Origin of the sequence: Pseudomonas sp. GL-B-19 (genome assembly GCF_019956415.1) — a bacterium.
Classification (GTDB): domain Bacteria; phylum Pseudomonadota; class Gammaproteobacteria; order Pseudomonadales; family Pseudomonadaceae; genus Aquipseudomonas.
Map to the genome: position 1 here is coordinate 36,484 of NZ_JAHBDK010000017.1, position 23,130 is coordinate 59,613.

General features: G+C 59.8%; 22 protein-coding genes and 1 pseudogene. 10 read left to right on the top strand and 13 right to left on the bottom strand.

The window, feature by feature from the left end:
* Nucleotides 1-4: 4 nt before the first annotated feature.
* Entirely contained in the window at nucleotides 5-919 is a 915-nt protein-coding gene (locus tag KGB06_RS05055; protein WP_223512245.1) for a LysR family transcriptional regulator, read from the bottom strand.
* A gap of 104 nt (nucleotides 920-1,023) precedes the next feature.
* Here KGB06_RS05055 and KGB06_RS05060 point away from each other — a divergent pair, with 104 nt between their 5' ends.
* Nucleotides 1,024-1,623, top strand: a complete 600-nt coding sequence (locus KGB06_RS05060; protein ID WP_223512247.1) for a short chain dehydrogenase — start codon at nucleotides 1,024-1,026, stop codon at nucleotides 1,621-1,623.
* A gap of 21 nt (nucleotides 1,624-1,644) precedes the next feature.
* Here the strand turns inward: KGB06_RS05060 and KGB06_RS05065 are convergent, their stop codons facing one another.
* The gene (locus KGB06_RS05065) at nucleotides 1,645-2,745 is read right to left on the bottom strand and encodes an acyltransferase family protein (protein WP_223512249.1); all 1,101 of its coding nucleotides are present in this window, start codon (nucleotides 2,743-2,745) and stop codon (nucleotides 1,645-1,647) included.
* Between the two features lie 134 nt (nucleotides 2,746-2,879).
* On the opposite strand from KGB06_RS05065, the gene KGB06_RS05070 reads away from it, so the two are divergent.
* Together KGB06_RS05070 and KGB06_RS05075 are read left to right on the top strand one after the other, a co-directional pair.
* Entirely contained in the window at nucleotides 2,880-3,533 is a 654-nt protein-coding gene (locus KGB06_RS05070) for a COG3650 family protein (RefSeq protein ID WP_223512251.1), read from the top strand.
* A gap of 95 nt (nucleotides 3,534-3,628) precedes the next feature.
* Nucleotides 3,629-5,242, top strand: a complete 1,614-nt coding sequence (locus tag KGB06_RS05075; protein ID WP_223512253.1) for an NAD(P)/FAD-dependent oxidoreductase — start codon at nucleotides 3,629-3,631, stop codon at nucleotides 5,240-5,242.
* A 116-nt stretch (nucleotides 5,243-5,358) separates the two neighbouring features.
* Here the strand turns inward: KGB06_RS05075 and KGB06_RS05080 are convergent, their stop codons facing one another.
* Nucleotides 5,359-6,456: a PLP-dependent cysteine synthase family protein gene (locus KGB06_RS05080; protein WP_223512362.1), complete on the bottom strand. Its 1,098-nt coding sequence runs from the start codon at nucleotides 6,454-6,456 to the stop codon at nucleotides 5,359-5,361.
* A 236-nt stretch (nucleotides 6,457-6,692) separates the two neighbouring features.
* Here KGB06_RS05080 and nhaA point away from each other — a divergent pair, with 236 nt between their 5' ends.
* From nhaA to KGB06_RS05095, 3 genes and pseudogenes are all read left to right on the top strand, one after another.
* Complete coding sequence (nhaA, locus tag KGB06_RS05085; RefSeq protein ID WP_223512255.1) at nucleotides 6,693-7,880, top strand: Na+/H+ antiporter NhaA; 1,188 nt, start codon at nucleotides 6,693-6,695, stop codon at nucleotides 7,878-7,880.
* Nucleotides 7,881-8,000: 120 nt separating this feature from the next.
* Nucleotides 8,001-9,172, top strand: a pseudogene (locus KGB06_RS05090) (S-type pyocin domain-containing protein).
* Between the two features lie 15 nt (nucleotides 9,173-9,187).
* Nucleotides 9,188-9,436, top strand: a complete 249-nt coding sequence (locus tag KGB06_RS05095; RefSeq protein WP_223512257.1) for a pyocin S6 family toxin immunity protein — start codon at nucleotides 9,188-9,190, stop codon at nucleotides 9,434-9,436.
* A gap of 87 nt (nucleotides 9,437-9,523) precedes the next feature.
* On the opposite strand, the gene KGB06_RS05100 is transcribed toward KGB06_RS05095, so the two are convergent.
* On the bottom strand, nucleotides 9,524-9,988 hold the full coding sequence (locus KGB06_RS05100) for a glycine zipper 2TM domain-containing protein (protein WP_223512259.1): 465 nt from the start codon (nucleotides 9,986-9,988) through the stop codon (nucleotides 9,524-9,526).
* A gap of 165 nt (nucleotides 9,989-10,153) precedes the next feature.
* Here KGB06_RS05100 and KGB06_RS05105 point away from each other — a divergent pair, with 165 nt between their 5' ends.
* A complete protein-coding gene (locus KGB06_RS05105) occupies nucleotides 10,154-10,390 on the top strand; it encodes a hypothetical protein (RefSeq protein WP_223512261.1) in 237 nt (78 codons plus the stop codon).
* A gap of 5 nt (nucleotides 10,391-10,395) precedes the next feature.
* Here KGB06_RS05105 and pdxH read toward each other — a convergent pair whose 3' ends face one another.
* The 5 genes from pdxH to dinG form a co-directional block, all read right to left on the bottom strand.
* Nucleotides 10,396-11,043: a pyridoxamine 5'-phosphate oxidase gene (pdxH, locus tag KGB06_RS05110; RefSeq protein ID WP_223512263.1), complete on the bottom strand. Its 648-nt coding sequence runs from the start codon at nucleotides 11,041-11,043 to the stop codon at nucleotides 10,396-10,398.
* Nucleotides 11,044-11,067: 24 nt separating this feature from the next.
* Nucleotides 11,068-12,060, bottom strand: coding sequence for an OmpA family protein (locus KGB06_RS05115; protein WP_223512265.1), 993 nt, complete (start codon nucleotides 12,058-12,060; stop codon nucleotides 11,068-11,070).
* Nucleotides 12,061-12,173: 113 nt separating this feature from the next.
* Nucleotides 12,174-13,319, bottom strand: coding sequence for a serine hydrolase domain-containing protein (locus KGB06_RS05120; RefSeq protein ID WP_223512365.1), 1,146 nt, complete (start codon nucleotides 13,317-13,319; stop codon nucleotides 12,174-12,176).
* A 251-nt stretch (nucleotides 13,320-13,570) separates the two neighbouring features.
* Nucleotides 13,571-16,081, bottom strand: coding sequence for a beta-galactosidase (locus KGB06_RS05125; protein ID WP_223512267.1), 2,511 nt, complete (start codon nucleotides 16,079-16,081; stop codon nucleotides 13,571-13,573).
* Nucleotides 16,082-16,176: 95 nt separating this feature from the next.
* Nucleotides 16,177-18,321: an ATP-dependent DNA helicase DinG gene (gene dinG / locus KGB06_RS05130; protein ID WP_223512269.1), complete on the bottom strand. Its 2,145-nt coding sequence runs from the start codon at nucleotides 18,319-18,321 to the stop codon at nucleotides 16,177-16,179.
* 367 nt (nucleotides 18,322-18,688) lie between these two features.
* Between dinG and KGB06_RS05135 the strand changes: the two genes are divergently transcribed.
* A complete protein-coding gene (locus KGB06_RS05135) occupies nucleotides 18,689-19,153 on the top strand; it encodes a CopD family protein (protein WP_223512271.1) in 465 nt (154 codons plus the stop codon).
* 125 nt (nucleotides 19,154-19,278) lie between these two features.
* Here KGB06_RS05135 and KGB06_RS05140 read toward each other — a convergent pair whose 3' ends face one another.
* The 4 genes from KGB06_RS05140 to KGB06_RS05155 all read right to left on the bottom strand — a co-directional run bounded on the left by KGB06_RS05140 (nucleotide 19,279) and on the right by KGB06_RS05155 (nucleotide 21,953).
* The gene (locus KGB06_RS05140; protein ID WP_223512272.1) at nucleotides 19,279-20,037 is read right to left on the bottom strand and encodes a collagen-like protein; all 759 of its coding nucleotides are present in this window, start codon (nucleotides 20,035-20,037) and stop codon (nucleotides 19,279-19,281) included.
* On the bottom strand, nucleotides 20,030-20,308 hold the full coding sequence (locus KGB06_RS05145) for a DUF1145 domain-containing protein (protein WP_223512273.1): 279 nt from the start codon (nucleotides 20,306-20,308) through the stop codon (nucleotides 20,030-20,032). The genes KGB06_RS05140 and KGB06_RS05145 overlap by 8 nt, the downstream gene beginning before the upstream one ends.
* A 146-nt stretch (nucleotides 20,309-20,454) precedes the next feature.
* Nucleotides 20,455-21,174, bottom strand: coding sequence for an OmpA family protein (locus KGB06_RS05150; protein WP_223512274.1), 720 nt, complete (start codon nucleotides 21,172-21,174; stop codon nucleotides 20,455-20,457).
* Nucleotides 21,175-21,263: 89 nt separating this feature from the next.
* Nucleotides 21,264-21,953, bottom strand: coding sequence for an OmpA family protein (locus tag KGB06_RS05155; protein WP_223512275.1), 690 nt, complete (start codon nucleotides 21,951-21,953; stop codon nucleotides 21,264-21,266).
* Between the two features lie 188 nt (nucleotides 21,954-22,141).
* On the opposite strand from KGB06_RS05155, the gene KGB06_RS05160 reads away from it, so the two are divergent.
* Nucleotides 22,142-22,639 carry a DUF6231 family protein gene (locus KGB06_RS05160; RefSeq protein WP_046029312.1) on the top strand — a complete coding sequence of 166 codons (498 nt, stop codon included), beginning with the start codon at nucleotides 22,142-22,144 and terminating at the stop codon, nucleotides 22,637-22,639.
* Nucleotides 22,640-22,643: 4 nt separating this feature from the next.
* Nucleotides 22,644-23,120: a YchJ family protein gene (locus KGB06_RS05165; protein WP_223512276.1), complete on the top strand. Its 477-nt coding sequence runs from the start codon at nucleotides 22,644-22,646 to the stop codon at nucleotides 23,118-23,120.
* Nucleotides 23,121-23,130: the final 10 nt, after the last annotated feature.

Consider the following 23,130-nt stretch of genomic DNA (forward strand, 5'->3'; position numbering starts at 1 on the left):
AAATCTAGCGCTGAAGGCGATCCAGCGCCTCACCGCTGCGCTTGAACCAGCCGATCAGGTAATCCGCCAACACTTGCGTGCGTTTCGGCAGGCCGCCCTGATAAGGATGAACCAGGTACATCGGCATGCGCCGCGTCTGATAATCGCGCAGGAGCCAGCGCAAGCGTCCATCCGCCAATTCCGCTTGCAGCAGGTACGACGGTAAACGGGCGATACCGGCACCCGCCAATGCGGCTTTTTTCAGCAAGCTGTAGTGATTGCTGGCAAACGGCCCCGACACCCGCACCCGTAGCAACTCGTGTTGCTGGTGATAGAGCCATTCTTCGCGACCACTGTAATGGCTGTTGAGCAAGCAACGGTGTTCAGCCAACGCCTGGGGCGTCAGCGGTTCGCCGAACCGTTCAAGATACGCAGGACTGGCGCAGGTCATTTCGTGCCAAGCCAGCAATGGTCGCGCCACCAGACGCTCGTCCTTGCCCACCTCGGAGCGAATCGCCAGATCGAAGCCATCCCGTGACAGGTCGTGAAACTGGTTGTTGAGGTCGAGTTCGATCTGTACCTCAGGGTATTTGCCGGAAAACTCCAGCAACAAACCGTCGAAGAAAGTTTCCCCCAGCGACACCGGCACTGTCATGCGCACCGGCCCGGCCATGTCGTCCTTCAACCGCGCCAATGCCTGACGCGCTCTCTCGACTTGCACTACCAGCGCTTGAGCTTGGGGCAACAGCGCTGCACCTGCCGCCGTCAGACTTAAACGGCGGGTGGTGCGTTGCAGCAGGACCACGGAAAACCGCGTCTCCAGCAAGCTGATGCGCTTGGATAGCTGCCCCTTGCTGCAACCCAGTTGCTGCGCTGCCAAGGTAAAACTCCCCGCTTCGATCAATACCGCAAACGCCGCCAGGTCATCCATCTCGCTCATGGATTGTTTCCATTTGAAAACCAAAGGTTGCCTATTAGTGCGCTTATCAGCAGAAAAAACCACTCTAGACTGAGACCTCATTCAACCACTCGAGGAACAGCACGATGAAAATTCTATTGATAGGCGCAGGCGGCACCATCGGTTCGGCGGTCGACAAGGAGCTGTCCCAGCGTCACGACATCATCCGCATCGGCCGCAACAGTGGCGACTTTCAGGTGGATATCAGCGACAGCGCCTCGATCCGCAAGCTGTTCGAACAGACCGGCAAGTTCGATGCGCTGATCTGCGCGGCGGGTAACGTGACTTTCGCGCCACTGGATGAAATGACCGAAGCCAGCTTCGCGCTGGGTCTGAAAGATAAGCTGATGGGCCAGGTCAACTTGCTGCTGATCGGCCGCGAGTTCGCCAACGACGGCGCCTCGTTCACCTTCACCACGGGCGTGCTCAGCCATGACCCGATTCGCAGTGGCGCCTCGGCAGCGCTGGTCAATGGTGCACTGGACAGTTTCGTGCGCGCCGCCGCCATCGAACTGCCTCGCGGCCTGCGCGTGAACTCGATCAGCCCGAATGTGCTGGTGGAAGCCATGGGCAAATACGCGCCTTACTTCCGTGGTTTCAAACCGGTTCTGGCAGCCGATGTGGCATTGGCCTACGCCAAAAGTGTTGAAGGCTTGCAAACCGGTCAGACCTTTCACGTCGGCTGACCGCCCTTTCTGGCAGGCGTGTTACTGGCGAGCGATCACGCCGCTCGCCAGGCGCTCGCGCCCGAACTGCCGCAGCCACTGCTGCATCGGCCGTTCGAACCAGCGATGGCAAATCAGGCTGACACCGATCAACACAACAAAGAACAGCAGCAACGTCCACGGCTGATAAAAGACGCTACGCCCCGGGAAGAATTTATCCGCCAGCAGCGCGGCGAAAATTTGCAGCGGGAAGTGCAGCAAATAGGAGGCGTAGCTGATATCACCCAGCCACGCCAGGTGCCGGGCGAGCGGCTCCAGCAACTGATGACACGCCGCAATGGCCATGATCGTCAGCGGAAACAACAGCGCAAACTTGATCAACGGCTGATCAGCGCCGAGCAGCCACCAACCCGCCGCACAACCTATCGTCAAACCCATCCCCACCCAACGTGCCGGCGCCCGTTGCAGCAGCCACGCCACCAGGATATAGCCAACGCCACCGCAGAAAAAACTGAACACACCAAGAGTGATTTTGTACTGCGCTGGAAAGACACACGCAGCCACAGTGATCAAAAAAACACTGATCAGCGTTGGAAAAGGCGAATAGCGCCACAGCAGGAAAAACGCTGCGTAGAGCAGCACCTCAACAGAGATCGACCAGGCCGGGCCATTGAAAGACCAGCCCTGTTCCAATCCCCACGCAGGGGCGAGAAAAACGTTCAACACGCCGTGATAGATATCATTGAGCGGATAAACAAAAGCGTTCCCCGTATACCGTGAGTAGACCATCTGTAACAGCGCAACAGCGGCGAAGGTTGCCAGATGCAATGGATAGATGCGGCTGAAACGCTCGATGAAAAACTGTTTCCCGGTCAGATCCCCTCGCGCCACGGTTTGACCGAACAACCAGAAAAAGATGAACCCGGACAAGCTGAAGAACAACGCGACCGCATCGCCACCGTGTCGATAAAACAATGCAAACACGCTGTAGAAAGGTTGCTGTTCGGTTTGCAGCGGACCCGGCAACGCCCCTTGAAAAAAGAAGTGCTGCCAATGCCAGAACACCACCGCCAACGCAGCGATACCGCGCAGCGCATCCAATGCGTACAACCGTTTGGGGAAAACAGACTGGTGTTGGTTCATGCCGAAGTGGGCCCGATCCTGGACAAGTGCGCCACTATGCTGGGACGCACCCGGCAACTCAATCCCTGGCACACAAGCCTTGTGATCGCAGGCTTGCCTGAGTAACGTGGCAGCACTTGTCTGGAGAGCCAAAGATGCGTGTTGCCCGTTCCTTAGTCGTTGTTACCTTGCTGCCGCTTTTTGCCGCCTGTCAGTTGTTCGATGGCCAGCGTGAAAACGCCTCCCACGTGGGCCAGACCCGCATGCAAGGCCAGTTGACGGCGGTGGACGGCAAATTGCAGTTCCAGCCGTGCAATGAAACACGCAGCTTTGTGGTCAACGACACCGGCAACACCAGCGTGCTGCAACAGGCCGCGTCACTGGCCGATACCAAGGGCAAGTTGTTCGCCGACGTGCGCGGGCGCATCGTCGACAGCCGTCTCGATCTTGAGCAGCTGTACCGCGTCGAGCGCTCGGGCACGGCATGCGACGATCCCAATTTCAAACTGCAGACTCTGCGCGCGGCCGGTCACTCGCCTGAGTGGAACGTCAAGGTCACCGGCAAAGGCATGGTGATTGATCGCGCCGGTCAACCGCCTCTGGCCCTGCCTTACGTGGAAGAGCAACTGGGCGATGGCCGTTTCAACCTCGGCACCGAAGCCAATAACCAGCACATCGAACTGTGGGTCACGCCGCAACGTTGCGTCGACAGCACCACCGGCAGCGTCCAGCACATGAGCGCCGAACTGCGCATCAATGGCCAGGTACAACGCGGTTGCGGGTATTTCGGCGGTTCGCGTGACGACTGATCGTTTAAGCCTCACGGGAATCCTCCTTTGGGGCTTATAATCGCCGGTTTCAAACGCCTTGGCGCAGTTGTGCGCCCCGCGAACCGGGTCCTGCCATGTTACGAATCACTGAACTCAAGTTGCCGATCGACCATCCCGAAGAAGACCTGCGCCCTGCCATCGTGCAGCGCCTGGGCATCGCCAGCGATGACCTGCTCGATTTCACCTTGTTCAAGCGCAGCTACGATGCGCGCAAAAAGTCCTCCGAACTGTGCTTCATCTACACCATCGACCTCACCGCCAAGGACGAGGTCGCGTTGCTGCACACATTCGCCGATGACCGTAACGTCAACGTGGCGCCGGATGTCAGCTACAAAGTGGTCGGCCACGCGCCGGCCGATCTGCAGCAACGTCCTGTGGTTGTGGGTTTCGGGCCGTGCGGGATTTTCGCCGGATTGCTGCTCGCGCAAATGGGCTTCAAGCCCATCATCCTCGAGCGCGGCACCGAAGTGCGCCAGCGCACCAAGGACACCTGGGGCCTGTGGCGCAAAAGCGTGCTCAACCCCGAATCCAACGTGCAGTTCGGGGAAGGCGGCGCGGGGACATTCTCCGACGGCAAGCTCTACAGCCAGATCAAGGACCCGAAATTCATCGGCCGCAAAGTCCTGCACGAGTTCGTCAAAGCCGGTGCCCCGGATGAAATCCTCTATGTCAGCAAGCCCCACATCGGTACGTTCCGTCTGACCGGTGTGGTGGAAAACATGCGTGAACAGATTCGCGCCTTGGGTGGCGAAGTACGCTTCCAGCAACGCGTCACCGATGTGCTGATCGAGGACGGCCAACTGGTTGGCGTAGAACTCAATGGCGGCGAGCAGATCCATTCTAAACATGTGATTCTGGCCCTCGGCCACAGCGCCCGGGACACCTTCCGCATGCTCCACGGTCGTGGCGTTTTCATGGAAGCCAAGCCGTTTTCCGTGGGTTTCCGCATTGAACACCCGCAGTCGCTGATCGACCGCGCGCGGTTGGGCAAGTACGCCGGCCACCCGAAACTCGGGGCTGCCGACTACAAACTGGTGCACCACGCCAAGAACGGTCGTTCGGTCTACAGCTTCTGCATGTGCCCGGGTGGCACCGTGGTCGCGGCGACGTCAGAGCCGAACCGCGTGGTCACCAACGGCATGAGCCAGTACTCGCGTAACGAGCGCAACGCCAACTCCGGGATCGTCGTCGGCATCACCCCGGAAGTCGATTACCCGGGCGGCCCGCTGGCCGGTATCGAATTGCAGGAACGCCTGGAATCCCATGCCTTTGTGCTGGGCGGCAGCAACTACGAAGCACCGGCGCAACTGGTCGGCGACTTCATTGCCGGCAAGCCGTCGACTGAACTGGGCAGCGTTGAACCGTCCTACAAACCAGGCGTTGCATTGGGTGATCTGGCGTTGGCCTTGCCGGCGTTCGCCATCGAAGCGATTCGTGAAGCGTTGCCAGCGTTCGAGAAGCAGATTCGCGGTTACTCGCTGCATGACGCCGTGTTGACCGGGATCGAGACACGCACCTCGTCACCGCTGCGCATTACCCGTAACGAGTCGATGCAGAGCCTGAACGTGAAGGGCTTGTTCCCGGCGGGTGAAGGCGCGGGTTATGCGGGCGGGATTTTGTCGGCGGGTGTGGATGGTATTCGGATTGCCGAAGCCGTGGCCCGCGACATCCTGGGCCTGGAAGCCTGACCGAGATCCTGTAGGAGCGAGGCTTGCCCGCGAAGAAATTGACGCGGTCTTTCTGAAAGACCGCATTATCGTTCTTCGCGGGCAAGCCTCGCTCCTACGGGGGGCGAAGTTTGGTATTAGATATTAGCGCGCAGCACGCTGGCCGGAAGCGCCTCACCGCGCTCGACACTCGCCGCCACGGCATCCATCAGACCACTCAACTCATACCCCTGGTCCTTGAGCCAATCCTGATCGTAATAGGTGGCGGCATAACGTTCGCCGCCATCACACAGAATCGCCACGATAGACCCCGACTCCCCCGCCGCCGCCATCTGCTGAGCCGCCATCAAGGCGCCGATCAGGTTGGTCCCGCTCGATCCGCCAACCCGTCGCCCCAGACGCTGTGCCAAGTAGTGCATGGCCGCCAGGGACAACGCGTCCGGCACTTTGACCATGGCATCAATCACCTTGGGCAGGAACGACGCTTCCACCCGTGGCCGACCGATGCCTTCAATCCGCGATCCATAGTCCAGGCGCAGGCTGGCATCGCCGGTCTGGTAGTAATCGAAAAACACCGAACGTTCGGCATCGGCGCACAGCACACGGGTGCGATGCTGGCGATAACGCACGTAACGGCCCAGCGTTGCGGTGGTGCCGCCAGTACCAGGGCTGGAGATCAACCAGCTCGGCTCCGGGTGCTGCTCGAAACGCATTTGATGGAAGATCGATTCGGCGATGTTGTTGTTCGCCCGCCAGTCCGTGGCGCGTTCGGCGTAGGTGAACTGGTCGATGAAATGACCATCATGCTCGCGCGCCAGCCGTTCGGACTCGGCGTAGATCTGGGTCGGATCATCGACCAGATGGCTCTTGCCGCCATAGAACGCAATTTGCGCGATCTTCTCTTTGGAGGTGGTCGCCGGCATCACCGCAATGAACGGCAAACCCAGCAAGCTGGCGAAATAAGCTTCGGAAATCGCCGTCGAACCGCTGGACGCCTCGATCACTGGCGCACCGGGTTTCAACCAGCCATTACACAAGGCGTAGAGGAACAAGGAGCGCGCAAGGCGGTGCTTCAGGCTGCCGGTGGGGTGACTGGATTCATCCTTGAAGTACAACTCGATGCCCGGAAAACCCGGCAGCGGCAAGGGGATCAGGTGGGTATCGGCGCTGCGCTGGAAGTCCGCTTCGATGATCCGGATGGCTTCGCGGGCCCACTGTCGGTTGTCGCTCATGATGGTTTTCTCGTTGAGTCGGCCTTAATTGCAAGGCTCAGGTATCAAGCTTAGGAAAAAACCTACAGCACGCACAGGTACAGCTGACGCTCAATACGGCCGGCAACTGCTAGGCTCAAACCCGGCCCCGTCCTTCACGTTGTTACGGTATATAACAAAAAAGAATATAACTTTTGTTTTAACAACTAACGGTACGGGTTAGGGTGTGCCACCTTTTGAATTATCGATGGAGAGCGACCTTGCCTCTGCGTAGCACTTTCACGCGTTTCTTTCAGTTGGAAGCTGCCAGCGGTCTGTTATTGATCGCCGCTGCAGCCCTGGCTTTAATCATCAACAACTCTTCCCTGTCGTGGCTCTATAGCGGGCTGCTGGACACCCCTGTCGTCGCTCAGATCGGCGCGCTGAAAATCGCCAAGCCGTTGCTGCTGTGGATCAACGACGGCCTGATGGCGATGTTCTTCCTGCTGATCGGCCTGGAAGTGAAGCGCGAAGTCCTCGACGGCCAATTGTCGAAACCCTCGCAAATCGTCCTGCCCGGCGCCGCGGCGATTGGCGGCATGGTCGTGCCGGCGCTGGTCTACTGGTTTTTGAACCGAGACGACCCGGCAGCCCTGGGTGGCTGGGCCATCCCGATGGCCACCGACATTGCCTTTGCCCTCGGCGTACTCGCCTTGCTGGGCAAACGGGTGCCGGTGTCGCTGAAGCTGTTTCTGATGACTTTGGCGATCATTGACGACCTGGGTGCGATCATCGTCATCGCCGTCTTCTATTCCGGGACGTTGTCGACGCTGTCGCTGGCACTGGCGGCCGCCTGCATCATCGCGCTGATTGCCATGAACCGGCTCGGCGTGGTGAAGCTCGGGCCGTACATGATCATTGGCTTGATCCTCTGGGTGTGTGTGCTCAAGAGCGGCGTCCACGCGACCCTCGCCGGTGTGACGTTGGCCTTCTGCATACCGCTGCGCACCAAAAACGCCGAGACCTCGCCACTGCTGACCCTTGAACACGCCCTTCATCCGTGGGTGGCTTACGGCATCCTGCCGCTGTTCGCCTTCGCCAACGCCGGTCTGTCCCTGAGCGGTGTCACCGTTGAAAGCTTCACCCATCACGTACCGATGGGCATTGCGACTGGCCTGTTGCTGGGTAAAACCGTTGGCGTGTTCGGCCTGACCTGGCTGGCCGTGAAAATCGGCATCGCCGCCCTGCCCCAAGGCGCCAACTGGGGCCATGTGCTGGGTGTATCGATCCTCTGCGGGATTGGCTTCACCATGAGCCTGTTTGTCGGCTCCCTGGCTTTCGAGCCAGGTGTCAGCGACTACGCCGGAATGGACCGGATGGGGATCTTGACCGGTTCGATTATCGCGGCGCTGCTCGGTTACGCAGTGACGGCAATGGCCAGTCGCAAAGGCGCCGTGCTGAAATCCTGAGCGATAGAGAAGTCTCTTAGCAGCATTCAGGATTCGTCCTACAGCCACGATTAACCTCGTTCGTGAACGTCGCATAGCTCCTCTTCGGGAGCTGTCGACGGACGAACGCAAGGAAGATCAGTGGCTGGCAACAAGGACGTTCCTCGGGTTAAAAACCCACCCTCCGGTGACGGTCATCACGTCACCCACCGCTTCATGACCGCTACCGAACTGGCCGAGCGCGAGGCGCGACAACGCGCTTACGACGCCATGCTCGCCCGGCAGCAGGCTTTTGAAGATCGTCTTCAGGTCTCGGCGAAAAAGGCCGAAATCGCTCGCGCGGGATGCGTCTTCGCCAAGTCCTGCAAACTTCCCGACGCCATCATTGATTACTCGAATCCTTCAGGCGTCGTTCCGACTGACAGTCTCAAGCACTATGGCGAAATCGCCTGGCTCGGTGCTCGCAAAGCAGATGACGCCGGGCTGCTGAATCTTGAAACCATAAGTGGCAGTACCGTCTCGCTCGGTATTGGCCGGCTTGCGCTTAGTGCCCCGACGCTCGCTGCTCCGGCCTTGTCGCTTGGCGCTGCGGGAGCTGCTGCGCTGGCCGGTGTCGTCGCCTTGTTCTGGACGCCGAGTCTCGCCGACAGCGCGCTCTATACCGAAGACCAATTGCGCGCCCTCAAGCAGGCCAGAACGCGCGTTCGTTTGCAGGTCGAGCAACAGGCGGATGGCAGTCTCAAGGGCTACGGCTTTTACACCGGCAAGAATCGCGATTGGGAAATGGTGGATGTCGTGCAGTTCACACTGCGCGGCAGTCAGCAGGTGGCGGATCTGGGAGAGGGTGTTGAACTGATCTGGACACCGGCGGTGGATGGCTCGGACATCCTCGGCATTCCAGCACTGGAGGCGGCACCGCAAGCGCCGCATATCTGGGTGTATCCGCCGATGCCGGCGGCGGACAGCATTATCGTGAACCCGGTGTATCCGCCTGAGTACAAGGATTTCATTCTTGTGTTTCCGGCGGACTCTGGGGTGAAGCCTTTATACGTGGTAGTGGCGAGGCCTATCAGTGGTGACCACAGTTATCATCCTCCGCCAAAGACTCTACCGGCATTCCCTGATGCGATCCTGTTCAGACAAAAGGAAATCGAAAACGCTGGGAAAGTAAGAAGCGCATTTATGAGTGGGATTACCAACATGGAGCTGTCGAAGTGTACAACTGGGCGGGCGATCATTTAGGGAAATTTGATGCAAAAACTGGCGAACAGACCGGAAAAGCAAAACCAGAAAGACGGACATCTACAAAGTAATAATGAGGGAAAAGAATGATATTTATCTCAATCACCGGATTTTACCCGGAGCCGAATCCCGATAATTCATTGCAATATGAAAAGGATGTGCCACAAGCCTTGGAGACGGCAGTGTTAAAAGTCATGGGCTGGTCAACCTTGTGGGATGTACCTATGGGTGAGCACACACTCTCTCCCGACCAAGCCAGTGTGATTATGGACTTGGTCGGCGACCCCATCAGAGAAGATCTGATGTACTACATGGGACTCTGTAGCAACGACTAAGATATTGAATCTGACATAGCTGACGACACCAGACACAAAAAACCCCGACCAGTCACCTGATCAGGGTTTTCCTTTACCCATTCCCGCTTAGTGCGAAACGCGGCTAGTCCCATCAACAGTAGCAATCCGCACCCGCTCGCCAACGCGGAATACTTCATTCTCCTGAACCTGCTGAACATAGGCGCGCATGCTGCCGTCGTCTTCGCGAACGGTGATTTCTACGCCTTGGGTGCGGGTCAGGCCTTCTTCGGCCGCAGAGCCCACCAGGCCGCCGGCGACTGCGCCGATGACAGCCGCGACAATGCTGCCTTTGCCGCCACCAATGGAACTACCGCCTACACCACCCACGACTGCGCCAGCGGCGCTGCCGATTGGGGTTTTGGTGCCTTCGATTTTCACCGGGCGCAGCGCTTCGATGGTGCCCATGCGAATCGTTTGTACACGACGCGCTTCATCACGGGAGTAGGAGTCACCGGTCAGGCTCGATTGGCAGCCAGTGAGCAACATCGCCATCGTGGAAAAGGAAGCAACCAACAAAACAGACTTACGCATAGCATCAACTCCAAAGGACAGGTGTTCATTAAACCCCGCAGCTTGACGTGTGTCACGGCATCGCCCGGATAAAAGTGGTTTGATTCAGGACCGGTACAGGCGTCCCGAAAACTCACCAACCGGTTAGCGGCAATTTCCGCAATCCACGCCGCCCCAAGGATTTTCATGGACTACTTCATCATTGTCGTCACGACTGTCGCGGGTCTGTACTTCCACGGGTGGCTGTACCTGCGGATAAAACGCTGGATGGATCGCGACCTGGCGTTGGCCCTGGCTGGGGAAGACGAGCAGAAGAAAGCGTTCATGCTCCAGCAACTGGCAAACGCTCAAGCACAGAAAATCAAGCGTCGGGACCTGCAGCAGTGGCTTGACGCCGCTGCTGCACGGTATCCCGAACGGTAGACTGCCTAAGGTGCCAGACGTTCAAGAATCCAGTCGGCGCCCTGTAAGCGGTAGTTGAGGCGATCATGCAGGCGGCTCGCGCGACCTTGCCAGAATTCGATGCGCTCCGGCAGCAAGCGGTAACCGCCCCAGTGATCTGGGCAGTGTGGCGCAGTGTCGCTGAAACGTTGTTCGGTGTTCTTGAGCAGAGCTTCCAGTTCCGCACGATCCGCAATCACCTGGCTCTGCGGTGAAGCCCAGGCACCAAGTCGGCTGCCCAACGGACGAACCTGGAAATAGGCGTCGGACTCTTCAGGCGTGACCTTCACCACCCGACCTTCGATGCGCACTTGGCGCTCCAGGGCCGGCCAGAAAAAGGTCATGGCTGCGAACGGATTCGCCGCCAGATGCTGTCCCTTGGCACTTTCGTAATTGGTGAAGAACGTAAAGCCCTGTGCGTCCAAACCTTTGAGCAACAGAATGCGGCAATGTGGCCGACCATCCTGATCGACCGTCGCCAAGGTCATGGCGTTAGCCTCCACCGGCGCTTGCTCGGTTTTCACCGCATCGGCAAACCACTGGTGGAACAGCCCGAACGGCTCAGCCGGGGCTTGAGCCTCGGTCAGGCCATCACGGGTGTAGTCACGACGCATATCAGCCAGGCGCTGGGTCATGGCGCATTCCTTTTGGTTAACGAATCACTTTTTGGTGGCGTCAGCGGCGACGTCGGCTTTCTTGGTGTCGGCAGCCGCTTTGGCCGGAGTCGTTTTCTTCGCCGGCGTTGCGGTTTTAGCCGGCGCTTTCTTGGCGGTGGCTTTGCTGGCCGGGGCCTTTTTCGTGGCAGGTACAGCCGCTTTCTTCGCGGCAGGCGCCGGGGTGACCGGTTTGGCCGGGGTGGCCACTGGCTTGATGTCCTTGGCTGCGACCGTGGACACTGGCGCCGGGGCCGGCATGTTGTACTTGGCTAGCAGCGCCACCATGGTGTTTTGCGGAGTCACCAGCAATTCCACGCGACGGTTCAAGGCACGACCTTCGACACTGTCGTTAGCCGCACGCGGGGCGTCACCGCCCATGCCGCGGAGCATCAGGCGATCACGCTGCAAACCGCTGAGGCGGAAAATCGCGGCCACTGCTTGAGCACGTTCCTGGCTCAGTTTCACGTTGGCCGGTGCGGCGCCCGACGTATCACTGTGGCCCAGGACCAGAACGGCCGTTTTCGGGTCGACTTCGAGGATTTTCGCAACACGGGTGAACGGGCCGAGGGTGACCGGCAGCAGCATGGCCGGACGATCCGGGTTGAACGAGCCTTCTACCGGCGCGATGACCACCAATACGTTTTCACGGCGCTCAAGTTTCAGGTTGCTGTCCTTGATCGCTTCGCGCAGGCGCGGCTCGTACTCATCGAGCCAGGCCTGGGTGACTTTTGGGTCTGGCATCGGCACGGCTTTGGCGGCGCTCTTCTCGCTGCCGCCGAACGGCCAATACCAAGGGCTGGTGCTTTCGGTTTTTGCAACCGGGGCAGTAGCAGCAGGCTTCAGTGGGACCGGGGCCGGGGTGGGTTCTTTAGCGGCGACTTTGTCGGAGGAGCCGAACGGCCACCAGCTGCCGCCATCGGAATCACTTTGTGGGGTCTGTGCGCAACCGGTGATTGCGAAGCACAGGGCCAGGGCGAGAGTTGGTTTGGATGACATTGGATATCCACAAAGTTGAAGTAATGAAAAGTCAGACCAGATCGGCCCGCACAAACTGACGCTTTGAAACAGAAAAGGCTGCCGGGTTCCGTTCTGGAACCCGGCAGCCGGTTTTACAGACAAGTGGCCAGTACTCGCGCAAGGTTTTGCGCGCGTGGATCCATCAAGACGTACGGCCCCAGGGTATTTGTCACAAAACCGAAGGCCACATCGCGTTCCGGGTCAGCAAAACCGATGGAGCCGCCAGCGCCCGGATGACCGAACGCACGTGGGCCGAGGCCGTAAGTGGCATTAGGTACGTCCGGTTGATCGAGCATGCAACCCAGACCGAATCGGGTCCGGGTCAATAAAGTCTTGTCGTCGCCGAGACTGTGTTCGCGGGTCAGCTCATCGAGCATTTCGCTTTCCAGCAGGCTGCCATCGAGCAGGCCGGCGTAGAAACCTGCCAGGCTGCGCGCATTGCCATGGCCGTTGGCGGCGGGTTGCTGCATGCGCCGCCACTCGGGCTTGTTGGTACTGGTCATGATCGACGGCGGATTGGTAAAGGCGCGGGTGGTCATTGCAGTTGGCTCGCGCATGGTTACTTGCAACAAGCGCTGGGCGGCGGCATCGCCGACGTTACCCTTGCCACGGGCGATGTGCGCCACGCGATGGAACTCTTCATCGGCCAGGCCGACGTGAAAATCCAGCCCCAATGGCTTCGCAATCCGCGCCACGATGGACTCGCCCGGCCCACGACCGTCGGCGCGGCGCAGCAACTCGCCCACCAGCCAGCCGTATGTGATCGCGGCATAGCCGTGGCCTTGACCCGGCGTCCACCACGGTGCTTCGGCCGCCAGGGCATCGACCATGGTTTGCCAATCGTAAAGCGCTTCCGGCGCCAGCAATTCGCGCAACGCCGGCAAGCCTGCCTGATGGCAGAGCAACTGACGCAGGGTCACGGATTCTTTGCCAGCCGCGGCAAATTCGGGCCAGTAGCGGGCAACCGGTGCGTCCAGTTGCAACTTGCCTTCAGCGACCAATTGCAGGGCCGTAACGGCGGTGAACGTCTTGGTGCAGGAGAACAGGTTGGCGATGGTGTCGCTGTGCCAGGCTTCGCTGCCGTCCTTGTCGCAGGTGCCGGACCAGAGGTCGAGGACGGTTTCGCCACCGATCTGGATGCACAAGGCTGCGCCACGTTCCTGAGGATCGTCGAACAGCGCCGCGAAAGCTTCGCGCACCGCTTCGAACTTAAGCTCGTAATGACCCTGAATCTGCACCCGCATTGCTCCCGGATAATCGCTATACAAAGTGGCCCGCATTGTTCCAGCCCTTGAGGGTTTTGGGAACAGGGCTGGGCCGGGCGGTCGGTTGACCATGGATTGGATCAGAAATGTTTGGCGACTTGGCGGACGTCATCGCGAGCAGGTCGAATCGTCGCACCGTCGCTCCCACACTGGATCTCAGTCACACCAAAGCCCCCCTGTGGGAGCGAGCCTGCTCGCGATGAACGATGACTCGGTTTCAGTTCTTAATGACCATTACCCGAATGCCCACCCGCATGCCCGACGCCCTTCCCCGGGCCTTTGCCGGCCTCGGCCTTTCTGCCACCTTCGGCATCGTGGCTGGCTTTGTCGGCCTCGGCCGCCGCTTTCTCGGCTGCTTTGCCCAACTGGTCGACAGTCGCCAGGTTGCTCTTGCGCACAGACTCGACAAACCCCTGGAACGGCAGATCGGTGATGCCCACCAGACCAAAGTGACCATTCTCACCATCCAGCAAACGCCCGGTCACGGGTTGGTCCAGGTACTGGAACCAGTGCACACCGACAATCGAAGGTTCGCTCAGCGCTTGTTTAAGGAAGTTCGCGTAGGCCGGCCCACGGTCTTCTTCCTTCGCCAGTTGTGTCACACCGCCCCAGAACGGGCCGCGATCCGTCGAGCCGAAGTTGAATTCGGTGATCAGCACCGGTTTGTCGAGGCTGCGTAACTTGGCGAAGTCGTAACCGTCCTGCGGTTTCAGGGTGTACATGTTAAAGCTCAACACGTCGCAATACTGGGCGCAGGAGGCCACGGCTTCCGGGGTGCTGATGGCGAAGCGGCCGCCCAGCAACAGCTGGTTCGGCGCATGCCACTTGAGCGAATCGGAGATGGTTTTGAAATAGGTGTCGGCGAAGACCTTCTGGAAGTATTTGAAGTCGGCCTCGATTTCCGGGTGTTCAGCGCTGGGCAGCGGCGGCACGAAGCCCGGGTCTTCCATCAATTCCCACGCCGGCAAGTCAATGCCCCACGCTTTGGACAGCCCCGCCTGATTGCGATATTTGTCCCGCAGTTGCTTGAGAAACGCACGTTTGGCCGGCACGTCGGTGGTCATTTTCAAGGTGCCGTAAGCCAAGGCGTAACGGGCTTTCGGGTCATCACCGGGACCGGCCCAGGCCAATTCGTTGTCGGCGTAGTAGCCGATCAGCCACGGATCGTCGCGGTGGTCGCGGGCGGCAATGGCCACGGCACGTTCGGTGGCCATTGCGAAACGCGGATCGAACGGGTCGGGCATGCCGCCCCACCAGTCGGTGCCGGTGCTGATGCTCGCGTAATCGCCGACGATCGACAGCGGCAAGGTGTAGGGCACTCGATCAGCATTGCCTAGCGCCGCAGCGCTCCAATTGCCAATGGTGTTGAACCCCCAGGCTTGCAGGCGATCCAGGGTGTGGCCGGTCCAGCGTTGTTCATCCACCACCGCTTTGCAGGGTTCGGCCGGTTTGTTCTCAGCCGCTTTCGCCTCAGTCGCGTCGACGGCGCCAGTCTTGGCGGCTTCGGCAACACCGGCTTCGGCGGTCGACGGGATCACAGCTGGCTCGGCGGCCTTCTCGACCGTCGCTTCGACCGCGTCAGCCTTGGCCGCTGCGGCGACGCCAGCCTTGGTGTCGCTTCCCAATGCACAGGGTTCGCCATACAGACGTTGCAAGTTGGCGCCGTAAAAGTCGTACCAGCGACCGGCGTCGTAGCTACGGCCCTGATCGGCACCATTGCCCCCGCGGTTGCTACCTTCACCAAAATGATTGGCCAGCGCTTCGTCGGGTTTCGGCAGGGACTCGAACATCCACTCGCGACCGGCGACGTAAGTCTGGTTAACGTCCGGGGTCACAGTGTTGACCCCAAGCGAATAGAACGGATGCCCTTGCGGGGTCACCAGATACCAGCGACCGTCGCGCTTTTCGGTGCGGAAGAAACCGCTGGCCTTGAACGTCGGGCCTTTGGTCCAGCCACCGAAGGTGTCCAGGGATGATTTTTCGCGCTCGGTCAGCCAGGTTTTCAGTTGTTGCTGTTCCTTGGCTGCGGCGTTTTTGAGTTGTTCATCGCTGCTGACCTTTTCCGGCCATTTGGCCCGGGTCGACTGACCGTAAGCGTCCACCAATCCACCATAAACAGCCTGGATCACGGCCTCGCCGTCCTGTACGCCAAAACGTTCCAGCAAAATGTTCTGGGCGACTTTCGGTTGATCCATCGACAAGGTCACCGACACCACCTGACCACGATCCAGTTGCCCGGCGCTGCTGGCCAGCAAAATGCGCTGCCCGTCGACCGTCATCGGCATGGGGGGCCCGGCTTTCATGCCTTGGCTCAAGGGTGAGCTTGCCACCAGCGGCACCAGCAAGGTTTGCGCAGGGCCGGCCGGTAAATCGACACGACTGAACAGTGTCTTGCCGTCATTGCTCTGGATTTTTACGTAAAGGGTCACGGCCCAGTCCATCGCACTCTGAATCCGCAGGCTCATGACGCCCGACTGCGACCAGTCCCAGGCACCGCTTTGCGGCGTCAGTCGCAAACTCGGCTGCGCCACCGGGTTGAAAGTGACACGGCGCAAGACTTCGCCTTCGGCTGTTTGCTCCGCATTGGATTGCGGCAGGCTGGCATCCTGAGTCGTCACCTGGACCACATCGGCAGGGCGTACAAAGTTGAACAGCGTCTGTTGGCCGGCGGGGGCCGCCAGCAAAGGGGCTGTGAACATCAGGGCAAATACAGCGGGCAACGAACGGCGAATCATAGGAACGTGGATCTCCCTAACGACCTTCAATGGTCAGTGGAAAAGCGATGGTAGAGAGATAGACAACGCGGTGGGCAAATGTGCCCACCGGTGTATCAGGAAATTTCGCGACGGAATGGCGGCAACGCATTGAGGATGGCTTTGCCGTAGCGCTGGGTGACCAGACGTCGATCCAGCAAGGTGATGGTGCCGCGGTCTTCTTCGGTGCGCAGTAAGCGACCGCAGGCCTGGACCAGTTTCAGCGAGGCATCGGGCACGGAAATTTCCATGAACGGATTGCCGCCTCGGGCTTCGATCCATTCCGCCAGAGCCGCTTCGACGGGATCGTCCGGCACCGAGAACGGGATCTTCGCAATCACCACGTGCTCACAGTACGCGCCCGGCAAGTCGACCCCTTCGGCGAAACTCGCGAGGCCGAACAGCACACTGGAGTCCCCGCCATCGACGCGTGCCTTGTGCTTGTTCAATGTTTCCTGCTTCGACAGGTTGCCTTGAATGAACACTTGCTTGCGCCAGTCGCGGTCGAGGCCGTCGAACACGTCCTGCATTTGCTTGCGGGAAGAGAACAACACCAGCGTACCCCGCGAGCCCTCAACCAGTTGCGGCAGATCACGAATGATCGCGGCCGTGTGAGCCGGTGCATCCCGCGGATCGGCTTTCAGATCCGGTACTCGCAGCACGCCGGCATCGGCGTGGTGGAACGGGCTTGGAACCACGGCGGTCACGGCTTTTTTCGGCAGGCCGGCGCGCATGCGGAAACGGTCGAAGGTGCCGAGGGCCGTCAGCGTTGCCGAGGTCACCAAGGCACCGTAAGCCACGTTCCACAGATTACGCCGGAGCATTTCCGCCGCGAGGATCGGGCTGGCGTTAACTTCGATGTCGAACAGCGAACCGCTTTCGGCCAACGTCAGCCAACGGGCCATGGGCGGGTTGTCTTCCGGGTCTTCAGCGGTGAACGCCACCCACAATTCCCAATTGCCCGAGGAACGGGACAACAGGCTGCCAAACAGCGGATACCACTCTTCGGCCTGATTGCTGGCGATGCCGATGTTGACCTCGCCGTCCATGCCTTCCTTGAGCAACTCGGTGAGCCGGGTGAACAGGTCGGTCAGACGGGCAAAGCCCTTCTTCAACTCGATGCCCATCTCGCGCATGTGCTCGGGAATCACCCCGCCAACGAATCGGTGACGCGGCCGCTCGCGACCTTCGACGTCTTCGCCGGGTTTGAAATCGGCGGCCTGTTCACAGGCGGTGAACATGAATTGCTGCTGGGTCTTGATCTCGCGGGCCAGTTCCGGCACTTGCTCGATCAGCTTGCCCAAGTCGCCGGGCAGCGGGTGCTGGGCGAGCAATTTGGTGAGGTTTTTCGCGGTGGTTTCCAGCCAGTCGGCGGTGGAACGCAGGCGCGTGTAATGGGCGAAGTGGCCGATGGCCTTGTCCGGCAGGTGGTGGCCTTCGTCGAAAACGTAGATGGTATCGCGCGGGTCCGGCAGAACGGCACCGCCGCCCAAGGCCAGGTCGGCCAGCACCATGTCGTGGTTGGTGACAATGACGTCGACCTTGCCCATGCCTTCGCGGGCCTTATAGAAGGCGCACTGGCCGAAGTTCGGACAATGACGGTTGGTGCATTGGCTGTGATCGGTGGTCAGACGCGCCCAGTCGGCGTCTTCCAGGGCCGTGGACCAACTGTCGCGGTCGCCGTCCCATTTATTGCCGGCGAGTTTTTCGATCATGCTGGTGAACAGCTTCTGACTGGCCTCGTCGACCTCGATCTTGAAGCCTTCTTCTTCGAACAACTGCGCGGTAGCGGTTTGTGCGTGGCCTTCCTGCAGCAGCATGTCGAGCTTGGACAGGCACATGTAACGCCCACGTCCCTTGGCCAACGCGAAGCTGAAATTCAGCCCGCTGTTGCGCATCAGGTCAGGCAAATCCTTGTAGACGATCTGCTCTTGCAGGGCCACGGTGGCCGTGGCAATCACCAGGCGTTTGCCGGCAGCCTTGGCGGTCGGGATCGCCGCCAGGCTGTAGGCCACGGTTTTACCGGTACCGGTGCCGGCTTCCACCGCAACAATCGCGGGGTCGCCACTGCGCCGGCCTTCGTCGTCGGTGTCGATGTCACCGAGGACTTTGGCGATTTCGGCGATCATCAGGCGTTGGCCGTAGCGCGGCTTGAGGCTCTTGGCTTCGAGAAAACGCGAGTAGGCGCCCTGGATCGTGGTTTTGAGTTCGGTGCTGATCATGGATTGTCGGGCGCAAAAAACGCTGGATAAATTTTCAGTGGTTTGGGGGGCGTTCTCAATTAGTTTCCACGCCGCGTTGTCGCCTTAAAGCGGGCCAGGCAAGGCGCAGGCCGCTGGTAATGGTTGTTCCCTTTCCAAGGCCTGCAACGCAGGCTGGCCCGCTTTAAGGCACAACCCGAAGGGCCGGGTCTGCTGTTGTGCAGGGCTGCGTTGCTCGAAGCTTATTTGGAATGACCAAACCACGCTTCTCGCGCCTTGCCCTGCACAACAACAGACCCGGCGCGGCGCGGAAACTAACTGAGAACGCCCCCCGAATGGGCAGCTATCATACCCCGCTAATTAATCCCGCGCAGAACGGAGTACCCCAATGACACCTTTTGGCATCGTTTATACCCTGCATGTCCTGTCCGCCCTGGTGTGGGTGGGGGGCATGTTTTTCGCCTGGATGGTCTTGCGCCCCGCCGCAATGAAGACGCTGGAGGGCCCCGCCCGGTTGAAGCTGTGGGTGGAAGTGTTTCAAGGGTTTTTCCGCTGGGTCTGGGTCGCGGTGGTGCTGTTGCCGATCAGCGGTGTCGGCATGATTCATCTGCAACACATCGGGTTCGAGACCGCGCCGCGCTATGTGCAGGTGATGATGGGGTTATACGTGGTGATGACCGCGCTGTTTATCCGGATTCAGGCATTGATGTTGCCGGAGTTGCGCACGGCGGTGACGGCACAGGATTGGCCGGCAGGGGCGGCGGTGCTAGGGAGAATCCGGCGGTTGGTGGGGATTAATCTGCTGGTGGGTTTGTTGCTGGTGGCGATTGCTGCGGCGCGACCTATCTTCTAAAAAAGTATTGTCTGATCGAATGCCATCGCGAGCAGGCTCGCTCCCACAGGGATCACACTATCCATTGTGGGAGCGAGCCTGCTCGCGATGGGTATCGTTCAGTCGGCAAACCTTTCGGAAACTGCTTACAACCGTTGAACCGTCACCGAACCCGCCGCACCGGTAGGGCCTGGCTGACCATCAGCACCCGGCCGGCCACTCTTGCCACCCTCGGTGGTGTACACGAGACAGCCCTTGGCCTTGCCACCGGCCCCTGGTTTACCGCCAGGACCTGCAAGTCCACCGGCACCTCCCGCCACCTGCACCTTGATTTTATCCGCCGGGTATTCGCGCGGCACTTCCAGCCTTACCTGCGCACCGGAAGCACCCGGCTGACCATCACTGCCATCGTTGCCATCGGCACCGCGACCAGCCTGCCCCCAGGTGCAACCCGGTGCCTGGCCATTGCCGCCATCAAGTCCAAAAAAACCCGGTGCGCCCGCGCCGCCGCGAGCATCTACCGACAGTTGCGGTGCTTTCAGTGCCTTGATCTGCAAGTTCAGGTTACGCCCCGACCGTGCCGCTTTCTGGAAGCTGCCTGGCGCGCCCCTCGCGGTAATCTGACTGCCTTCCGACAACTCGGCGCGCAGGACTTTCAATTCCAGCGCCTGCTCACTCGGCACGATGGCAATTCGCGCCTCACGCCCCAGATGCAACTCGCCCACCGTCACTTCGGTTACATTCGAAGGGATAAGCAACGTGCCGTAATCGGCGACTACCAGCCGTTCAAGTTGCAAGGTGCTGGCCGTGTTGGGCAGGCGCATCAGCGAGTTGGTTTCGACACTGACAACCTGAGCGCAAGCCAGTGGACTGATAAAAGCGGCGAGCAGACAGAGATTACGCATGGGAAGCCTTCGATGCGGAGGGAGCCGGGAGGGTTTGCAGGTGAAACACGCCGAAAATGGCAATCTGAAGGCGATCACGCCAAGGATGGGCGCGGCCTTTGAGGCTGCGGTTGCAGAACACCAGTTCCAGAAGATGGAACAGTGCCAGCACGCCACCGGCCAGATCGACCAACGAGTGCAGCGGATAGATAAATGGCGTGAGCAGATTGACCAGCACCACCAACCAGAACAGCAGGGTCAATAACTTCCCCAGCCCCCAAAACACCTTCATACGCTCCCCCGCTGATCATTATTCTTTGCGAGCACAGTAACGGCTTCCACGAGGAATACGCCAGAGGACAACAGAAAAATCTTGATGCAGACCGCCCAATGGCCGTCGTTCCGCCGCACGGGTGGTCGACGGCTGTATTTCGTGGCTCAGGTCAAATTGATGTGCAAATCCACGCGGCGGTTTTTCGCGCGCCCTTCTTCTGTATCGTTATCAGCTACAGGCTCACTTTCGCCCTTGCCTTCACTGGTAACTTTGTTCGGCGCCACGCCCTGACTCAGCAGGTAGTCCGCCACGCTGGCGGCGCGACGTTCCGAAAGCGCCTGATTGTAGGCATCGGAGCCGACGTTGTCGGTATGGCCGACCACCTTGATACTCAACACATCGGCGCCTTGCAACCTGGACATCAAGGCATCCAGCTGACTCTTCGCTGCGGGGGTCAGGTCAGATTGGTTGGTGGCAAACAGCACATCGCCCGCATCGCTGAGGGTGATGACTTCCGATTGCACAACAGGTTCTTTCACGCCGCCGGGGTATTGCGGCTGCGGACAACCATGTTGTTCGACGGGCGTATTGGCAGGAGTATCGGGGCAACGATCACGTCGATCGAAGACACCATCGCCATCTTGGTCGCCATCCTGGGCGTAACAGATCAAGCCGCCGGTCAAGATTCCGAGCGCTGCGCCTCCGGCCGCCCATGCACCACTTTCGATGGCGCCCAAACCTCCGCCCACAAGACCGCCAATGACGCTGCAGATCGGCCAGTTTTCTTGATTGAGAGGGGCAGTGCCATCACTGTGAGTTGCGCAACCGGTCAACAGGCTGCCAAGCAGCAGAACCGGCAGGACGGTCCTTGTGAGAACGCTCATATTGAAAGCTCCTGTGTTACCGGTTTATACCGGTTACACAGGAGTAAAGACCCGCATCCGCGACTGCACAAGCCGCGGAGCGGAGGGGCTTAGCGAGTGATATGGATTTCCGTGCGACGGTTCATCGCGCGGCCGTCAGCAGTTTTGTTATCGGCGACCGGATTGCTTTCACCCGCACCGACCACAGACACGAAGCTGCTGCGTGGCACGCCTTCCTCGATGAGGTATTCAACCACCGAGTGAGCGCGTTTATCCGACAGTTTCTGGTTGTAGGCATCGCTGCCCACGCTGTCGGTATAACCGGTAACAGTCAATTGAGCAGTAGGTGCTTCCGCTTTCAAGCGAGTGGCAATCTTGTTGAGTACCTCTTTGTCAGATGCGGTGAGCGTAGCTTTGTCAAACTGGAAGTGAACATCGCGGATGACGATCGTTTCTTCCTTGACCACAACGGCCTCTTCGACCACTGGCGCAGGTGGAGGGCAACCGTTGGCATCGACTTTCACGCCGTGAGGTGTGCCTGGGCACTTGTCGCGGCTGTCCGGTACACCATCGCCATCTTCGTCGCCGTCACCGTGCACCCAGCAATAGGCCGCTGCCGTGCCGCCGACAAGCAGCGCACCATAGCCTGCCCATGCCGAGCTCTCGGTCGCGCCGATACCCGCACCCACGACACCACCGACCAACGCACAGGTCGGCCAGTCGGTTTTCTGCAAACCTGCGCAACCAGTCAACACACTGGTTAGCAGAACCAAGGGTAATGCTGTCCGAACTATGCTCATCTAGTTTTCTCCTGAGGGATCGGCTTAGAACCGATTCTGGTAGTAAAGACCCGAGTATTAATCTGCGCCAGCAACAGGCCATGGCTGTTTTAAAGGTGTTCACCACGGATTGGCGTATTTGCTATAAACCTGCGCTAGGCCCGCACGTTCAGGCAGGCTAGTCTTGGCGCTCTGATTGAGGATCTTTGATGATTGCAGGTATTTCTTCGCGCACGCCGCAGCAGGCGCTGGCTGCTTTGCTGGACCGTTACGCCCCCGCGCAGCTCTTGTTGATCGGCGCCAGTGAGTTCCCCGCGCTGGAGGCATTCAAGCTTGCCCACCCGGATACGTGTGTGGCCCATGCGGCACCGGGGCCGTTGCCGGAGGAACTGGCGGCGCGCCGGTTTGACCTGGCGCTGGCGGTCGATTGCCTGGAACATCTGCCCAAGCGCGATGGCCTGAACCTGCTCGGCGGGATCCGCAACCTCAACGCCAGCCGCATTGCCGTGCTGGCGGACCTGTCGGCCAGCGGTTGGCAGGAGACGGATTTCTTCTCCCTGGCCCTGCAAGCGAGCGAGCGCTTCCAGCGTGACGAGCAAGTGTTGACCCTGTTCACCTACGATCTGCTTGAATACAAGCAAGTACCCGACTGGCTCAACTCACGTTTTTGGGCCAATCCGGAAAACTTCGGGAAATATTGGTGGTAATGCAATGAGTACATCCATTTGCCCTTGTGGCAGCGGCACCCTGCTCGATGCCTGTTGCGGTCATTACCATGCCGGGCATCCGGCGCCGTGCGCCGAAGCCTTGATGCGTTCACGCTACAGCGCCTACGTGTTGGGGCTGATCGACTACCTGGTGGCGACCACCCTGCCGGCGCAACAGGCCGGCCTGAATCGTCAGTCCATCAGCGACTGGAGTGCGCAAAGCACCTGGCTGGGCCTGGAAGTCGAAAGCTCCGAAGTCTTTGGCGGCCAGCCGGAACACGCCTTCGTGACCTTTACCGCGCGCTGGCACGATGGCAGCGGCGAACACAGCCACCGCGAGCGCTCGTCATTCGTGCAGAACGCCGGCCACTGGTACTTCATCGACCCCACCGTGCAACTCAAGGCCGGGCGCAATGACGCTTGCCCATGCGCCAGCGGGCAAAAATTCAAGAAGTGTTGTGCGGGTTATTTCAACAATTGAGGTGACGCCC

Excerpts from the sequence above, each read along its gene's own strand:
- KGB06_RS05055 (WP_223512245.1), bottom strand. The coding sequence starts at position 919 with ATGAGCGAGATGGATGACCTGGCGGCGTTTGCGGTATTGATCGAAGCG.
- KGB06_RS05060 (WP_223512247.1), top strand. The coding sequence starts at position 1,024 with ATGAAAATTCTATTGATAGGCGCAGGCGGCACCATCGGTTCGGCGGTC.
- KGB06_RS05065 (WP_223512249.1), bottom strand. The coding sequence starts at position 2,745 with ATGAACCAACACCAGTCTGTTTTCCCCAAACGGTTGTACGCATTGGAT.
- KGB06_RS05070 (WP_223512251.1), top strand. The coding sequence starts at position 2,880 with ATGCGTGTTGCCCGTTCCTTAGTCGTTGTTACCTTGCTGCCGCTTTTT.
- KGB06_RS05075 (WP_223512253.1), top strand. The coding sequence starts at position 3,629 with ATGTTACGAATCACTGAACTCAAGTTGCCGATCGACCATCCCGAAGAA.
- KGB06_RS05095 (WP_223512257.1), top strand. The coding sequence starts at position 9,188 with ATGATATTTATCTCAATCACCGGATTTTACCCGGAGCCGAATCCCGAT.
- KGB06_RS05100 (WP_223512259.1), bottom strand. The coding sequence starts at position 9,988 with ATGCGTAAGTCTGTTTTGTTGGTTGCTTCCTTTTCCACGATGGCGATG.
- KGB06_RS05105 (WP_223512261.1), top strand. The coding sequence starts at position 10,154 with ATGGACTACTTCATCATTGTCGTCACGACTGTCGCGGGTCTGTACTTC.
- pdxH (WP_223512263.1), bottom strand. The coding sequence starts at position 11,043 with ATGACCCAGCGCCTGGCTGATATGCGTCGTGACTACACCCGTGATGGC.
- KGB06_RS05115 (WP_223512265.1), bottom strand. The coding sequence starts at position 12,060 with ATGTCATCCAAACCAACTCTCGCCCTGGCCCTGTGCTTCGCAATCACC.
- KGB06_RS05125 (WP_223512267.1), bottom strand. The coding sequence starts at position 16,081 with ATGATTCGCCGTTCGTTGCCCGCTGTATTTGCCCTGATGTTCACAGCC.
- dinG (WP_223512269.1), bottom strand. The coding sequence starts at position 18,321 with ATGATCAGCACCGAACTCAAAACCACGATCCAGGGCGCCTACTCGCGT.
- KGB06_RS05135 (WP_223512271.1), top strand. The coding sequence starts at position 18,689 with ATGACACCTTTTGGCATCGTTTATACCCTGCATGTCCTGTCCGCCCTG.
- KGB06_RS05140 (WP_223512272.1), bottom strand. The coding sequence starts at position 20,037 with ATGCGTAATCTCTGTCTGCTCGCCGCTTTTATCAGTCCACTGGCTTGC.
- KGB06_RS05145 (WP_223512273.1), bottom strand. The coding sequence starts at position 20,308 with ATGAAGGTGTTTTGGGGGCTGGGGAAGTTATTGACCCTGCTGTTCTGG.
- KGB06_RS05150 (WP_223512274.1), bottom strand. The coding sequence starts at position 21,174 with ATGAGCGTTCTCACAAGGACCGTCCTGCCGGTTCTGCTGCTTGGCAGC.
- KGB06_RS05155 (WP_223512275.1), bottom strand. The coding sequence starts at position 21,953 with ATGAGCATAGTTCGGACAGCATTACCCTTGGTTCTGCTAACCAGTGTG.
- KGB06_RS05160 (WP_046029312.1), top strand. The coding sequence starts at position 22,142 with ATGATTGCAGGTATTTCTTCGCGCACGCCGCAGCAGGCGCTGGCTGCT.
- KGB06_RS05165 (WP_223512276.1), top strand. The coding sequence starts at position 22,644 with ATGAGTACATCCATTTGCCCTTGTGGCAGCGGCACCCTGCTCGATGCC.